Raw genomic sequence first — 14323 nt, 5'->3', positions numbered from 1 at the left:
TCAGTCCCAGATCCCCGAGTCGATGTTGAGTGAGATGCGTTTGAGCAGTGCCGTCAGTTGGGCACGTTCGTCCTCGTCGAGTCCGGTGAGTACTTGACGGTCGCGCTCGACGCGTCGGGGAAACTCTGCCTCGACCAATGCGCGACCGGCATCGGTGAGTTGAAGCAGAACCACCCGCCCGTCGTGTTCGAAACGTTGACGCTCGACAAAGCCCAGCTTGGCCAGGCGGTCTGCGTGTTTTGTGGTGGCGGCGCCGCTGACCATCGTGACGGCGGTGACCTCGCTCGCCCGCAGGGGACGGTCACTGCGAGCGAGTGCGCTCATCACGTCGAATTCGGCTCGAGAGACCCCGCTGGACGCCAGCGCCCGGTCGAGCTGGTGAAGAGACTGCGCGTTGATGCGGGCGATCCGGCCCATCACTTCGACGGGAGCAGTGTCGAACTCGGGGTAGGCGCGCTTCCATTCGCGACGGACTTTGTCGATGAAGTCGTCTTCGGATCTGTTCGCCGCGCCCATGGCCCCATCTTAGCGACAGATTTCACATTACTTCACAAGTAATTTACTAGTGAAATAAATGTATGCTGGGTGGGTGACTCGAACCGAAACCGCAGCCAGGACGCCCAGCCGTCTCACTCATTCGAGTGGGGCCATTGCACATACCGTCTCCGGGGCGACGTGGCGAGCGGCTTTTCGTATCGGATCCGCGGACGCGACCATCGCCCCGGCGATCAGAGTCGGACTCGCCACCGCCGTAGTCCTCGTGGTCGGCGGACTGCTCGGGCATCGGGAATTGGCCGGCTTCGCGGCCTTGGGTGCGCTGTGTGCCGCGTTCGGCAGGTACGAGGCGTATCCACGGTTGGCCGGCAAGCTGGCAATGGTGGGTGCTGCACTGGTGGTTTCGATTGCCTTCGGCGGCGCCATGGGTGTCGCGGGCGTTCCGATGTGGTTGCAGATCGGCATCCTCTCTTTGCTTGCGGGTGCGTCGTACTGCTTCATGTCGGGCTTCCGGATCACCGGGCCAGGGCCCGTCATCCTCGTCTTCGCGGCGACCGGTGCAGCCGGATATGCCTCCAGCGTTAATGATTTGGCGCGGTTGGTCACTGCCGGTGCGCTCGGAGTTCTGGTCGGTTGGGCGGCCGCGATGCTCCCAGCGCTCGTACTGCCGATGGGACCTGCCCGCCTGGCAGTTGCCCGTGCAGTTTCTGCGGTGGGGCGTCTCGAACAGTCCGGCGCAGACGGAGTGGAACCGGCGCTCGGATCGATTGCCAACGCCCGCTTGGTTATTGCGTCGAGTGGCCGGATCAAGTCGACCGTCGATCACGGACGCGAACTGGTGGCGGTGCTCGACGAAGCAGAAGCGGCAGTTCAGGAGTGGCAGTTGCACGGCGACGCCACCCTGATTCGCAGCATTGCTCGGCACGAGAAGGAGCTTCGGAAGCTCAAGCGTTCCAGCATGATCGAACACGATCTCGCACCGGCAAAGAACCTGGCCGCGCCCGAAGGCTATTTTCTCGAAGGATTGAATCGGCTGTATTCGCGCCCGGTGCGGATGAATGCTCTCCGCATCGTGGCAGCGTCGGCTCTGGCCGGTTGGCTCGCGGCGGGAGCCGGGTTGGAGCATCCGCTCTGGGCGTCGATGGGTGCCATCGCCGCGATGCAGGGGCTGAACTACAAGCAGACCGTCCAGCGTGGGATTCAGCGGTTGGTGGGAAATGTCGGTGGCGCCGTCGTCGCTGCTGCTCTCATCGCATTGACGCTCGGCTACTGGCAAGCGGTTGCCGTGGTCGTGATTCTGCAGACTGCTGCTGAGCTGCTCGTGATCAAGAACTATGCACTGACATCACTGGCCGTCACCCCGATGGCACTGCTCCTCATCGGTTTCAGTGCTCCGATCGGGACCGAAGCGGCAGTGGCTCGCGTCGCGGACACTCTCATCGGCGTGGTGATCGGTGTTGTCGTCGCCGCTGTGACGATCAGTCGATCGGATCGCCACCACGTCACCGTGTAACCGGTTCTGCCGTGTTTCCGGTACTGCCGTGTTTCCGGTACTGCTGTGTTTCCGGTACTGCGTAGGCTCCTGCAGGTGGAGGACAGCACGCCGGTCGACGGCCGGAAACTGCGTTACCAGCATCGCCGTGCCGAATTGCTCGAGCAGGTAACCGCGTACGTCACGGCGAACGGCGTCGGTGAACTGTCCATGCGGCCATTGGCCAAGGATCTGGGGATCAGTCATGCGACACTCATCCATCATTTCGGTTCGAAGGAACAACTGCTCACTGAAGTGGTTGCCACCCTGCGAGACAGCTCTTCTCTCGACATCTCTTCCGGGACCGACATCGTCGAGATGTTGACGAGTTACTGGAATGGGCGCACATCAGCGGAATCGTTGCCGAACTTTCGCTTGATGTTCGAGATCTACGGACAGGCGTTGTTGCATCCGGAGCGGTATCGCGAGTTTCTCGACCATGTGGTGGGGGACTGGTTGGGTGGTTTGGCGGAAGCTGCGCTCGCGCACGGATGTCCACCCGATCGCGCTGATCGCTACGCGACGATCGTGTTGGCGCAGATTCGCGGGTTGACGCTCGATCTGGTGACCACCGGTGACCGCGTCAGAATCGACGCGGCGTTCGCCGAATTCGCGGCTGCGATGGGCGCTCTGGCCAGCTCCTGGAAGGCGATCTGACGCTCCGAATGCCGTGACGCTTCAGGCGATCTGCTCGAACAGGGACACGATGATCCCTTCAGGCCCCCGGACGTAGGCCATGCGCACGCTGTTCTCGTACTCGCCGATCCCGCCGATGAGTCCGTAACCGTCCGCAGCCACCGCGTCGACCGCAACCTGGAGATCGCCCACCTCGAAAGACACGTTGCGTATCCCGATCTCGTTGGCCATCGGAGCAGGCGATCCGGGTACGTGCTCGGGCGTGACGAAGGACGAGAGCTCGAGCCGTGATCCTTCGCCCGGCGGGCGCAGCATGGCGATTTCGCACTTGGCTCCAGGGATACCGCAGACGGTTTCCACGAACTCACCCTCCACGGATCCGGTGCCCTCCACCTCGAGACCCAGACCGACGAAGAATGCCGTCGCTGATTCGAGGTCCGCGACGGTGATGCCGATGTGGTCGAAACGCTGTACGTGTGCCATGGACACATCCTCCTACTGTTTTTTCGTGCGGTTCGATGCTAGGTCGGAGTTGGGGCCGGAATCTCGACATATACGTTTCACGAAGCTGCAAGATTTTGCTTGACCGATCGGTTAAACAAAATCTACGATAACGTCCAACGAGGTCGCCCACCGCACGAACCGGAGTCGTCAGACGTGAAATTCCAGTCGAAGTCGTTTGCCCGCATATCCACCGCAGCCCTCTGTGCTGCAACGATCGGCTCCGCCGTTGCTGCGCCCATCGCGTCCGCACAGGCACCGAGCGCGTCGCAAGCCACCGGCACTGTGGTGTCGAGTGAGCCGCTACCGAAAGATCTGTGGATTCCGGGTACCGCCGACGCCAAGCGATTCACGTACTGGACCATCGGTTCCAACGGCGGGCCTGCGCTGAGCAGTGGCGCGTACTACGTCCCGGCCGGTCCGGCACCGGAAGGCGGGTGGCCCGTCATCGCCTGGGCGCACGGCACCACGGGACTCGACGATTCCTGTGCCCCTTCGCTGGTCGGTCCTGGCCTGCCCGAGCGTGACTACCCCTACCTGGGGCGTTGGCTCTCCGAGGGCTACGCCGTCGTCGCCACCGACTACGTCGGTCTGGGTACACCAGGGCTGATGCCGTACCTCGACGGAAAGGTGGAGGCGCACAGCGTAGTCGACTCGGTCAAGGCGGCACGGGTCATCGACTCCTCGATCTCGAATCGGTGGGCAGTGGTCGGGCAGTCGCAGGGCGGCGGTGCGGCCATCACGACGGCCCGCTACGCAACCGAGTATGGAGGGGATTCGCTCGACTACCGCGGTGGCGTGGGTACCGGAGTGCCGGCCAACATCGAGTTGACCCTCCTGCCTGCCGGTCCGGGCTTCCCTCCCATCGCCCTCGGCGGCGGGTTGACGTCGTACGCGCTCTACATCCTCGCGGGCTTGCGGGAAGCGCACCCCGAGATCGACTTGAATTCCTACCTGAACGACTTGGGAAGGGAAAAGGTCGACTCGGCCGAAAAGCTCTGCGCCGCAGACCTGGACGAGGCATCCAAGGATCTGGTCCTCGGTGACATCTTCTCCCGCCCGCTCAGTCAGATCCCGAACTTCCAGGGTCTGCTGAACGATTACATGGGTGTACCGACCAGTGGATACGATCGCCCCATCTTCATCGGCCAGGGCTTGCTCGACGTGGATGTCCCTGCACCGTCTGCGCTTTCGCTGGTTGCAGCGTTGGTGGCCAACGGTGAACCGGTCACGTTCAAGACATACAACACCGACCACAGCGGCGCTTTGGTCGAATCACAGGCTGACACGATTCCGTTCGTCGCGAACCTGTTCCGTTAGACATATCGAGAATCCAACTCATCCGAGGGTTGCTGTCGCACAACTGCGACAGCGACCCTCGGTCATTTCTGTGACTCCTTGATTGCGTTCAGCCGCGCCTCGAGGCCGTCGAGGACACGGTCGAGTGTGTAGCGATAGTGTTCTGCCCGTGTTGCTTCCGCAGCATCCGGTGGACCGGCGAACTTCCCGATCAGTGTCTCCATCGATGAACGAGGATCTGAGGGTCCGTCGTTACTCAGTCGTTCCAGCATCGCGCTGTGATCGGGTGAAGGCTGTCCGCTGGGAATGCGCCTGGCGTCGTTCATGGCGATCAGAGTGATTGTCGAGGTGAAGGCGACGGTGTAAGCCTGAGCGGCTTCTTCCCCGAACCCGGCGTCGATCAGCGATGCCAATCCGGCCTCCATGAGTTCCCGGCTGCGCTGGGTGGCAACTCCGTTCATCAGCAGCCACTGTGCCGCGCCTGGACACTCGATCAAGGCCTCTCGCATCTGCAAGAGCAGATGCGTCAGCCATTGACGCCAATCTTCTTGTGCAGATGGCACGTTCACGGCCGACACCGCACTGTCGACCACCGCAGCCGAGAGTGCGTCCCGATCTCCGACGAGTCGATAGACGACGGAGAACGACGTATCGAGTTCGCCGAGCAGCTGCCGCAGCGACCAGCCCTCGACTCCGTGCTCGCGACTGAGCCCGAACGCCACGGTCAGCACCGCGTCCGCAGTGATCCCGGTGTTGTAACTCCGGCGGCGCTGTGATTTCGCGGCGGACTTCTTGTCAGGTGATGGCGCAGTCATGGTCCGACCGAGCTTAGTGGCGTCGGATCGGTGTGCGTAGTCGACGCAAGCGATTGACGGATGTACTTAGGTGAGGTTTACTTGCCAAATCCGAGCAGTGCTCGGATTTATGCGAACCCCCCGATTTTTCGAAGCTGAAGGACACCATGAAGTTGAAAACGCGACCCGGTTACCTATCGAGGCTGGGTGCTTCGCTGCTGGTCAGTGTCGTTGCCCTGACTGCGGCCGCCTGTAGCTCGAGTGAGGCGGGACCGACGACGGAACCTGCCGAGGGAACGCGTGTTGTGTCCCACGAATTCGGTGAGACGTCGGTTCCGGGCGACCTCGGGCGAATTGTTTCCCTCGACGAATACGCCGCACTCGGTCTCCTTGCCGTCGGCATCACCCCTGACGTGGTCTTCACGTCGTGGGGATCGGAGATCGGCCAGGATATCTTGGCGTCAGCGGGTACCGAGGTGGTCACGGTGCCGCCGCTCGGTGCACCCCCGATCGAGCAGGTCCTCGCCCAGGATCCCGGACTGGTCATCTTCACGTCGATGGGCGATCGGAGCTACTACGACTCCCTTGCGTCGACCGTACCCACAGTGCCGGTCCCGGCCGTCACCACTCCGTGGCGTGAGAATCTTGCCTTCTTCGGACGCGCTTTTGATCGTCAGTCGGTTGCCGACAAGCTGACTGTCGCTTTGGAGGGCAAGATCGCTGACGTCTCTGCTCGGTCCGGTGGTGAAGTGAACACCGTGTCGGTGCTGATGAGCAGTTCTGGAATCCTTGCCACCACCACCGAGCAGGCGCCGCCGTCGTTGCTGTTGGCGGAGAGCGGCTTCGGGCGTCCGGAATCCCAGCGAGCGAATGCCGCTGGAGGACTGCCGTATGCGCCCCTGTCCGACGAGGCGATCCCGGCGCAGGATGCTCGGATCATAGCCGTGTTCGACGAGGGCGTGTACGAGTTCGGCAAGGTTGCCGGTGTTCCCGGGTTCTCGAGTCTTTCAGCGGTGCAGGAGAACCGAGTGGCCAAGGTCAACGGAGACATGTGGCTTGCCACTCATCCCTTCGCCACCTTCTGGATGATCGAGGACATGGATGCCATGGCTGCCGGCAATCTGACCGGCACCGGAACCGAAGCTGTTGCCGCGAAGCGCTATCAGGAATTCACGGCGCTGACGGCATGAGTTCGAGTGCGTTGAGTCGGCGCCTGGCTCTGCGATGGGGAGCGGTGACGCTCGGCTCTGCGGCTGTGGGTTCTGCGGCTTTGGGTTCTGTGGCATTGAGTGCGTGCAGCCGTGGTTCGGCGAACGAAACCGGTTCTGAGATTTCACCGTTCGACGACGAAGTTCGTGCTGCCGAACAGGCGAGATTTCATAGCGGGCGCACAGTCGAACGGAATCTGACAGCTGCACCGGCTCGGGTGAGTCTGGGCGCCAGAGAGGTCGACACATGGTCGTACGGTGCGGAAGCAGTTGGCCCGGAGCTTCGAATCTCCAAGGGAGACCAGCTCAACGTTCTTTTGCAGAACGACCTTCCGACGGAGACCTCGGTGCACTGGCACGGCATTGCGATCCGCAACGACATGGACGGCGTCCCGCCGGTCACCCAGGAACGAATCCAACCAGGTGCCGAGTTCACCTACGACTTCGTGGCCCCGGATCACGGAACATATTGGTACCACTCCCATTCAGGCTTGCAGGCCGATCGAGGGTTATTCGGTGCACTCGTGGTCGAGGACCCGAACGACCGGACCGGAGCCGACGAGGACGTCGTCATCGTGATCGACGACTGGCTCGACGGGCTGGGAACAACCCCGGATGCAGTGCTTCGCGCATTGTCACCGGACGTGCAGGGAGGACACCACGGGCACGGCGGCACTCCACCGGAAGTCGATGGTGCAGAGATTGATTCTGCCGCAGAACTTCTCGGCAGTGGTCACGGAAATTCCGAGGCGCTCGGTGGAATGGCAACGCACATCACGTATCCACTGCACCTGATCAACGGACGGCCTGTGGAAGATCCCTTCGTCGTCAGTGCGACGGCCGGAACTCGGCTTCGATTGCGGGTGATCAATGCCGGGGCGGAGACTCCGTACCGTTTCTCGGTCGCCGGGCACGAGATGACCGTTGTCAGTGCTGACGGGCAGGACGTTGCCTACACAGCCGGAGACGAGATTCTGATCGCACCCGCGCAGCGATACGACGTATTGGTGACGGTGCAGTCCGGCTCGTGGCCCATCGCCGCGAAGGTGGAAGGGAAGTCAGGTGGCGTCGCGTGCCTGCTTCGGACGCCGGATTCGGTAGCGGTCGTCGACCTGACTTCGCCTGCAGTGCTGTCAGGTTCCGGCGGTCGGCTCGTTCTGGAATCGGAGCTTCGCCCGTCAGGAGCGCTGGAGCAGAGGGCACCGGATCGTGCGTATTCGGTGGATCTCATTCAGGCCGGCGATCGATACCTCTGGGGAATGGCGGGCGCCGATGCAGGTCGGTTGAGAATGAAGCAGGGCGAGCGAATACGAATCGTCATGAACAACGACACCGACATGTGGCACCCGATGCACACCCATGGGCACACCTTCTCGGTTCCCTCCTACGGCGGGCTTCGCCGAGACACCCTGATCGTACTTCCGCGTACACAAATGGCGATCGACTTCGACGCCGACAATCCAGGACGGTGGATGTTTCACTGTCACAACGCGTACCACTTCGAGGCCGGGATGACTGCCGACCTCCACTACGTTCGATGAGGAGAGCAGAATGTCAGTTCGCACCGGATTGACCACATTGATCGCTGTTGCAGCGGTATTCACACTGACGTCGTGCGGCAACGATTCGACGGGATCTACCGAGCAAGCGCCGGTCGAGATCTCGGTGAAAAACCTTGCGTACACACCGAACTCCGTCACCGTGCACACAGGACAGACCGTCACGTGGATTTTCGAGGACCAGGGAATGCCGCACGATGTCGTGTTCGCCGAGTTGGGGATCAAGAGCGATCTCCAAGGAAGCGGAACCTACAGTCAGACCTTCGACAAAGCCGGAACGTTCACCTACACGTGCACACCACATCCGAACATGACCGGCACGATCATCGTCGAAGAGTGAGTGCGGCAATGAAAGTGAACGAGTCCGCAGCCCCGGAAGACTCGCCTGGACTCGTCGACCGAGACGCTTTGGGCAGGATGATCGCGCCGGTGAGAAATCAACTCCTCCTAGGGGCGGGTCTGTCGGCACTGTCGGTGCCACTGCGATTCCTGCCCTACGTTGCGGTGGTCGAGATCGCGCGGGTGCTCCTGACCGGCTCGTCGTTGAACCTGGTCTGGATGTGGGCAGCAATCGGTGCAGCGGGCACAATTCTCGGTTTTGTCGTCTACAACGCAGCACTGACCGTGTGTCACACCGCCGACGCGCATTTCAAATACTCGATCCGCTCGCGTATCGCTCGGCATCTGTCCCGAGTTCCTCTGGGGTGGTTTGCAAATGGTGGCACCGGTGAAGTGAAGCAGGCGATGACGGACGACGTGAAGCGGATGCATCTTCTCGTCGCTCACCTTCCCGCCGACGTGGTGCCCGCGATCCTGTCGCCGATAGTGGCCCTGATCTATCTGGTGGCGATGGACTGGAAGTTCAGCCTGGTCCTGGTCGGCTACATCGGAGTGTGTCTCGCTCTCGCCGCGCCGTCGATGCGCAGAGCCTATCGAACGAACGTCGACTCCTGGAATCTTGCAATGTCGACATTGACCTCTGCGACAGTAGAACTGGGCGACGGTATCGAGGTTGTCAAGACGTACGGGAGTGGGAGTCGCGCATTCGCGCGCTACTCGAGCGCTGTCGATTCGATGGTTGCGGTGTGCGTGCGATGGATGTCGGGGATGGGAAGGCCGGTGGTCGCGATGTCGATCCTCCTCTCACCGGCGGTACTCATCGTGGTCATCACGGCGACGGGAACTGCAATGTTGTCCGGGGGTTGGATTACCCCGGTAGCTCTTGTTGCCTTTCTGGTCGTCGGAATCGGTGTTCCGTCGTCGGTTCTGCACATGGGAACGATGGCCAACCTCTACCGCGAAGGCCAACTGGGAGCGACTCACGTCGAGAGCATCCTCGGCGAACCAGAGTTGGCCGAACCTCAGGATGCAGTGCCTGCTCGCAGCACTTTGGTCGAATTCGACAGCGTCGGCTTCGAGTACACCACTGGGCAGCGCGTCCTCGAGAACATCTCCTTCGAGATGCAACCGGGCACCGTGACCGCGATCGTTGGCCCCTCCGGCTCCGGAAAGACCACTTTGGCACGTCTACTTCCGCGGTTCTGGGACGTCACGGACGGGTCTATTCGACTGGGCGGAAGCGATTTACGAGATCAGTCCAGTCGCGAAGTCTTGAGATCAATGGCCATCGTCTTCCAAGATGTTGTGCTCCTGCGGGACAGCGTGCGCGAGAATATTCGGCTCGGTCGACCGGATGCAACGGATCTGGAAGTGGAGACAGCGGCGAGGCGGGCGCAGATTCACGACGTGATCATGCGACTGCCGGACGGGTATGACACCGAGATCGGTGGTGGTTCGGGCGGTGAGCTGTCGGGTGGGGAGAAGCAACGCCTGACGATCGCCCGCGCCATCCTTCAGAACCCGCCGATCGTCATCCTGGACGAGGCGACTTCGCAGGCCGATCCCCACAGTGAATCGGCCGTTCAACGCGCACTGGGCGAGATCAGTGCGGACGGCGGCACCCTGATGGTGATCGCTCATCGACTGCACACCGTCCGATACGCAGATCAGATACTCGTTCTCGACGCCGGACGGATCGTGGAAAAGGGTACGCACGAACAGTTGTCGGCGCTCGGCGGAACCTACGCGCGGATGTGGGCGCTCCAGAACCCCCTCGTCGAAGACATCTCTCCGCGAAAGGCGCCGCAATGATTCGAGACCTGGACGAAATCCTCGGGCGCGACAATGGGATGCGAGGTCAGATAGCAGGTTTCACGCTCGCCGGGATACTCGAGGGTGTCGTCTTTGCACTGATGATTCCGATCCTGAAAGCGGTGGTTCGCGGCGATTACGACGCCGCAGTGCCGTGGGTTGTCACGGCTGCTCTCGTGGCGGTGGCCTGTGGCGCCGTACGGTGGATCGCCGAGAATCGGGCATACCGCATCGGAATCGAGGGTTTTGCCGGTGGAATCATGCATCGCCTCGGTGATCACTTGGTGCAGGTTCCGCTCGGGTGGTTCAGCAAGGCAAACCGTGGAGCGTTCACTCGCCTGGTCACCGAGGGCACGGCTATCTTGATGAGCATCCCGGGAATGATCATCGCGCAACTCGTCACCGTCACGGTGACTCCAGCGACAGTGGCGATCGCTGTGTTGTTTGTGGACTGGCGACTGTCCCTCGCGATGGTCGTCTTCGTTCCACTGGGGATTCGGGCTTACCGCAACGTGCAGCGTGCGGTCGTTCCCGAATACGAGGCGATCGGCAAGAGCGAATCCGAGTTGGCATCGCGCGTCGTCGAATATGCACAGGCGCAGCAAGTTCTACGTTCGGCCGGTAAGAGTGGCGAAGGCTGGACTCGGTTGGACGAAGCTCTTGTGTCCAACCGGGACGCACACCTGCAGGAAATCGGATCGGTCGACAAGTATCTGCTGCGCTTCATGATCGTCGTTCAGGTTGCCTTTCTCACCGTCCTGGTTCTGGCGGCACTGCTGGTCACCACCGGGTCCATCGACACAGCAAGCGTGATCGTTGTTCTCGTGTTGGCCGTGAGGTTCGTGGAGCCGATGCAGATGCTCGCAGGATTCGGTGAAGGTATCTCACTGGCCCGGGTGTCGCTCAGATCTGTCCGCGAGATGATCGATGTACCGGTGCTGGCGGAACCTGAGGTGCCGAAAGAGCCTACGTCGTATGATATTCGGTTCGATTCGGTCTCCTTCGGCTACGGCCCGGATCGCGTGATTCGTAACGTGAGTCTCGAATTCCCGGACTGCTCGGTCACTGCTCTGGTCGGTCCTTCCGGTTCCGGAAAGACAACTCTGGTTCGGCTGATCTCCAGATTCTGGGACGTAGACGAAGGTGCGGTAACCATCGGGGGAGCCGATGTTCGCGAGATCGGAACGAGAGCATTGATGTCTCGGATATCGACTGTCTCACAGCAGGTTTACCTGTTCGACGGAACCATCCTGGAGAACGTTCGGTTGGCGCGTCCGGATGCCACCGAGTCGGAGGTCCGTCAAGCAGTGGTGGACTCCAGGCTAGGCGAAGTGATCGACCGTTTGCCGAGCGGTGAGGAGACCAGGGTAGGTGAAGGCGGATCACTGCTGTCCGGCGGTGAACGTCAGCGGGTCTCGATTGCGCGGGCATTCCTCAAGGACACTCCGATAGTTCTTCTCGACGAAGCGACTTCCGCCCTCGACGGAGAGAACGAAGTCGCCATCACCGAGGCAATTCACCGATTGGCCCGTGGTCGAACGGTGGTGATCATCGCTCATCGCCTGTCGACTATTGAGGGAGCAGATCGCATCGTCTACCTCGAAGACGGTGGGGTGGAGGAGGTCGGCTCCCACGAAGACCTGATCGCGCGAGGTGGGAAGTACTCGGATTTGTGGGCCGAGCGCAGTGGCGCGGAGGGATGGAGGATCGACCGAGCGCCTAAGCGGTGAAGAAACCTTGTGGTTTGATCGACGAATGGACGAAGCCGCTGCAGATCCAGTGAAACCGCCGCGCAAGCGTCGGTGGCCTCGTTGGGTCGCAGGCATTGCGGTGCTCGGAGCGGTTGTCTACGCGGGCTCGATCGTGTGGATTTCCGTGGCGTCGGCCGGCCACACGTCGGACGCCGCCGATGCTCCCGATGCTCCGGTCGTGATCGTGCTGGGCGCGCAGATCAAGGACGGTAAGCCGATGGCTTTCCTGAAGGGGCGGCTGGACGCAGCAGTCGAACTGGTGGAAGCGGGAAAGGCTAAAGCGGTCCTGGTCTCCGGCGACGCGAACGGCGGCTCGGGTGACGAGATCGCGGCGATGACGAACTACCTGGTGGAGCAGGGAATCGATGAGCGTCGCATCGTGGGGGATCCGTACGGCCTCGACACCTATGACACCTGCTACCGGGCCATACATACGTATGGGGTGACCAAGGCGTTGATCGTCACTCAGGGGTATCACGTGCCACGCGCCGTGGCATTGTGCCGAGACGTCGGCATCGACGCAGACGGGGTGAACAGCGATTGCGGGTGCGCAACTCCGACGCTGATCAAGAACGCCGCCCGGGAGTGGGTCCTTGCCAAGCCCAAGGCAGCGCTCGACATGCTGTGGAGCCGGGACGCAAAGGTGACGTCGCCGTCGGAGGACTCGGTCCAGGTGGCGCTGTCGATTCCCTGACACGGGGTGAGTGTGCACGGTTTCTGTCGAGTGAACACACGCTCCGGAGAGTCGGAGTGTGTGTTCACTCGAGGTGAATGGTGCTAGCTCGACAGTCAGATCAGTGCTGCGGCGGCGAATGCACCCAGCGCGATCAATGCCGCACCGGTGACGCTCTGCACGCGACGGTCCACGACGCACATGATCGAGAGGAATCCCGGCATCGAGCCACCACGCTTGGTGTGCACGATTGCCGCGAGGCTGGGCATGCAGCGGCCAAGGGATACGACCGTGAACAGCGCCGCCCCGAGAGCCGGTGTACCCGAAGCCATGACGCCGAGTGCCAAGAGGTAGTACGCACTCGAGCGGATGAAGATCAGAAATCCCGGACCGATGATCGCGCCGAAGATCAGCGAGACCTTCCACGGCGCCATCGTGCGGCGCAGATGGCGCGGAAGCTGTTGGCGCCGCATCGGAGTCGGCATGCTCACCGCACCCAATTCATGCAGCCCGTATGCAACCGCGACGACGGCCCAGACGCCCAGCGCCCAGCCGACCGGCACGTACCCGGACATCGCCGCACCGAGAGCGCCGATCAATGCCCCGGTGACGGCTCCCGTCGTGACCGAACCCAGAGCGTGCCAGCCGAGTCGGCGGACGGGAGTCGAGGATCCCTTCCGGTCGACTTGCTTCGGCGCCGCAACAACTCCGGCGACGGACATTCCGCAGGTCGACCAGTTCGCGGCCAGCGACGTAACCAGCCCGGCGCCGATAACAGCTGTGGTCAAAGCTGTTGTCGCAGATGGCGCGGCCACGAGTGCGAGGCCGGCACCCGCAGCGGCGCCCGCCGCGACGAGGCTGACACGGGTCGCGGTGCTGACCGATCCTTGAAGGGTCGGCCGGATGTCAGGGACGTCGGTCTGCAGTGGGCCGTGTGAGAGAACAGTAGTCATCAGATCCTCCGAAGTGTTTGTGGTTCAGGAAAAGTGTCGAGTCGAAGTCGCAGCGAAAAGTGATGAGCCAGTGTTCACAGCACTGTGATGACTCCGATCATGTACGGGTGCACGGAGCACGAATACTCGTAGACGCCGACGCTCTCGAACGTGTGCCGGAACGTTCCGTCTCCGGTGATACCACTGTCGAACAGGCCGGGTGATTCCACATGATGCAGGAGTCCACCGTCGTCGAAGCGCCACTCGACGGTGCCGCCGTGTTCCACGGTGACGTCCATCGGGCTGAACTGAACATTGCTGATCTCGACCACCACGTCGGGGACGGGATCTTCTGTGCCGCAAGCTGGGACACACGTCGCCGCGACAGCGAGGCCGAAGCCGGCGATCCACCTCCTCACTATTGAACGATCACGGTGCCCACCATCATCGGGTGGGGCGTGCAGTGGTAGGTGAAGGTTCCGGCGTCGTCGAACGTGTACGAGAAGGTTCCCTCGGTGAGCAACTCGCTCTTCAGTTTCCCGTCGAGATCACCGTTGCCGACCACGTCGTGGGGGAGTCCGCTGTCGTCGAACTTCCATTCGACGGTCTGTCCCTTCTCGATGGTGACCGATGCCGGTGTGTACGCCATGTTCTTCACCTCGATCACGACTGCAGGTTCGTCCGACGACGCACCGGCATCACTACTGCAGGCGGTGAGGCTCAGGGCAGCGCACGCGGCCAGGAAAGCGGGAACGAGTTTCTTCATGAGGTGTTCTCTCCATTCTTCGACTTG

The 14323-nt window shown here is 61.9% G+C and carries 15 protein-coding genes; 9 read left to right on the top strand and 6 right to left on the bottom strand.

The features are described from left to right. Positions 1–516, bottom strand: a complete 516-nt coding sequence (locus tag RA302_RS26155; protein WP_003940222.1) for a MarR family transcriptional regulator — start codon at positions 514–516, stop codon at positions 1–3. A gap of 58 nt (positions 517–574) precedes the next feature. Here RA302_RS26155 and RA302_RS26150 point away from each other — a divergent pair, with 58 nt between their 5' ends. Both RA302_RS26150 and RA302_RS26145 read left to right on the top strand, forming a co-directional pair. Beyond that, positions 575–2008: an FUSC family protein gene (locus tag RA302_RS26150; protein ID WP_051720854.1), complete on the top strand. Its 1434-nt coding sequence runs from the start codon at positions 575–577 to the stop codon at positions 2006–2008. A 75-nt stretch (positions 2009–2083) separates the two neighbouring features. Further along, entirely contained in the window at positions 2084–2683 is a 600-nt protein-coding gene (locus tag RA302_RS26145) for a TetR/AcrR family transcriptional regulator (protein WP_030536496.1), read from the top strand. A gap of 21 nt (positions 2684–2704) precedes the next feature. Here the strand turns inward: RA302_RS26145 and RA302_RS26140 are convergent, their stop codons facing one another. Further along, positions 2705–3145, bottom strand: a complete 441-nt coding sequence (locus tag RA302_RS26140; protein WP_007729713.1) for a VOC family protein — start codon at positions 3143–3145, stop codon at positions 2705–2707. 174 nt (positions 3146–3319) lie between these two features. Here RA302_RS26140 and RA302_RS26135 point away from each other — a divergent pair, with 174 nt between their 5' ends. Further along, positions 3320–4483 carry a lipase family protein gene (locus tag RA302_RS26135; protein WP_030536497.1) on the top strand — a complete coding sequence of 388 codons (1164 nt, stop codon included), beginning with the start codon at positions 3320–3322 and terminating at the stop codon, positions 4481–4483. Positions 4484–4545: 62 nt separating this feature from the next. Here RA302_RS26135 and RA302_RS26130 read toward each other — a convergent pair whose 3' ends face one another. Next, positions 4546–5277 (bottom strand): TetR/AcrR family transcriptional regulator C-terminal domain-containing protein, encoded by a 732-nt coding sequence (locus RA302_RS26130; RefSeq protein ID WP_030536498.1) that lies wholly within the window; start codon positions 5275–5277, stop codon positions 4546–4548. Positions 5278–5423: 146 nt separating this feature from the next. Here RA302_RS26130 and RA302_RS26125 point away from each other — a divergent pair, with 146 nt between their 5' ends. The 6 genes from RA302_RS26125 to RA302_RS26100 are packed head-to-tail and all read left to right on the top strand — an operon-like array spanning position 5424 to position 12619. Further along, positions 5424–6446 (top strand): ABC transporter substrate-binding protein, encoded by a 1023-nt coding sequence (locus tag RA302_RS26125; protein ID WP_030536499.1) that lies wholly within the window; start codon positions 5424–5426, stop codon positions 6444–6446. Then, a complete protein-coding gene (locus tag RA302_RS26120; protein ID WP_030536500.1) occupies positions 6443–8005 on the top strand; it encodes a multicopper oxidase family protein in 1563 nt (520 codons plus the stop codon). Before RA302_RS26125 ends, RA302_RS26120 begins: the two co-directional genes overlap by 4 nt. Before the next feature lie 10 nt (positions 8006–8015). Then, positions 8016–8363, top strand: a complete 348-nt coding sequence (locus RA302_RS26115; RefSeq protein ID WP_003940254.1) for a plastocyanin/azurin family copper-binding protein — start codon at positions 8016–8018, stop codon at positions 8361–8363. Then, a complete protein-coding gene (locus tag RA302_RS26110; RefSeq protein WP_232508899.1) occupies positions 8360–10174 on the top strand; it encodes an ABC transporter ATP-binding protein in 1815 nt (604 codons plus the stop codon). Before RA302_RS26115 ends, RA302_RS26110 begins: the two co-directional genes overlap by 4 nt. Next, positions 10171–11904: an ABC transporter ATP-binding protein gene (locus RA302_RS26105; protein WP_003940464.1), complete on the top strand. Its 1734-nt coding sequence runs from the start codon at positions 10171–10173 to the stop codon at positions 11902–11904. The genes RA302_RS26110 and RA302_RS26105 overlap by 4 nt, the downstream gene beginning before the upstream one ends. Before the next feature lie 25 nt (positions 11905–11929). Continuing rightward, positions 11930–12619 (top strand): YdcF family protein, encoded by a 690-nt coding sequence (locus RA302_RS26100; RefSeq protein WP_030536502.1) that lies wholly within the window; start codon positions 11930–11932, stop codon positions 12617–12619. A gap of 95 nt (positions 12620–12714) precedes the next feature. On the opposite strand, the gene RA302_RS26095 is transcribed toward RA302_RS26100, so the two are convergent. The 3 genes from RA302_RS26095 to RA302_RS26085 form a co-directional block, all read right to left on the bottom strand. Then, positions 12715–13551, bottom strand: a complete 837-nt coding sequence (locus RA302_RS26095; RefSeq protein WP_030536503.1) for a hypothetical protein — start codon at positions 13549–13551, stop codon at positions 12715–12717. 74 nt (positions 13552–13625) lie between these two features. Further along, positions 13626–13949 (bottom strand): cupredoxin domain-containing protein, encoded by a 324-nt coding sequence (locus RA302_RS26090; protein ID WP_080712742.1) that lies wholly within the window; start codon positions 13947–13949, stop codon positions 13626–13628. After that, positions 13949–14296, bottom strand: a complete 348-nt coding sequence (locus RA302_RS26085; RefSeq protein WP_003940240.1) for a plastocyanin/azurin family copper-binding protein — start codon at positions 14294–14296, stop codon at positions 13949–13951. The genes RA302_RS26090 and RA302_RS26085 overlap by 1 nt, the downstream gene beginning before the upstream one ends. Positions 14297–14323 lie beyond the last annotated feature (27 nt).

The organism is Rhodococcus sp. DN22, assembly GCF_036669995.1.
Taxonomy (GTDB): domain Bacteria; phylum Actinomycetota; class Actinomycetes; order Mycobacteriales; family Mycobacteriaceae; genus Rhodococcus_F; species Rhodococcus_F erythropolis.
This window is presented reverse-complemented; position numbering and strand designations above follow the sequence as displayed.

Coding starts and splice junctions, on each gene's coding strand:
- RA302_RS26140 (WP_007729713.1), bottom strand. CDS start 3,145: ATGGCACACGTACAGCGTTTCGACCACATCGGCATCACCGTCGCGGAC.
- RA302_RS26130 (WP_030536498.1), bottom strand. CDS start 5,277: ATGACTGCGCCATCACCTGACAAGAAGTCCGCCGCGAAATCACAGCGC.
- RA302_RS26120 (WP_030536500.1), top strand. CDS start 6,443: ATGAGTTCGAGTGCGTTGAGTCGGCGCCTGGCTCTGCGATGGGGAGCG.
- RA302_RS26105 (WP_003940464.1), top strand. CDS start 10,171: ATGATTCGAGACCTGGACGAAATCCTCGGGCGCGACAATGGGATGCGA.
- RA302_RS26085 (WP_003940240.1), bottom strand. CDS start 14,296: ATGAAGAAACTCGTTCCCGCTTTCCTGGCCGCGTGCGCTGCCCTGAGC.
- RA302_RS26125 (WP_030536499.1), top strand. CDS start 5,424: ATGAAGTTGAAAACGCGACCCGGTTACCTATCGAGGCTGGGTGCTTCG.
- RA302_RS26155 (WP_003940222.1), bottom strand. CDS start 516: ATGGGCGCGGCGAACAGATCCGAAGACGACTTCATCGACAAAGTCCGT.
- RA302_RS26100 (WP_030536502.1), top strand. CDS start 11,930: ATGGACGAAGCCGCTGCAGATCCAGTGAAACCGCCGCGCAAGCGTCGG.
- RA302_RS26150 (WP_051720854.1), top strand. CDS start 575: ATGTATGCTGGGTGGGTGACTCGAACCGAAACCGCAGCCAGGACGCCC.
- RA302_RS26095 (WP_030536503.1), bottom strand. CDS start 13,551: ATGACTACTGTTCTCTCACACGGCCCACTGCAGACCGACGTCCCTGAC.
- RA302_RS26115 (WP_003940254.1), top strand. CDS start 8,016: ATGTCAGTTCGCACCGGATTGACCACATTGATCGCTGTTGCAGCGGTA.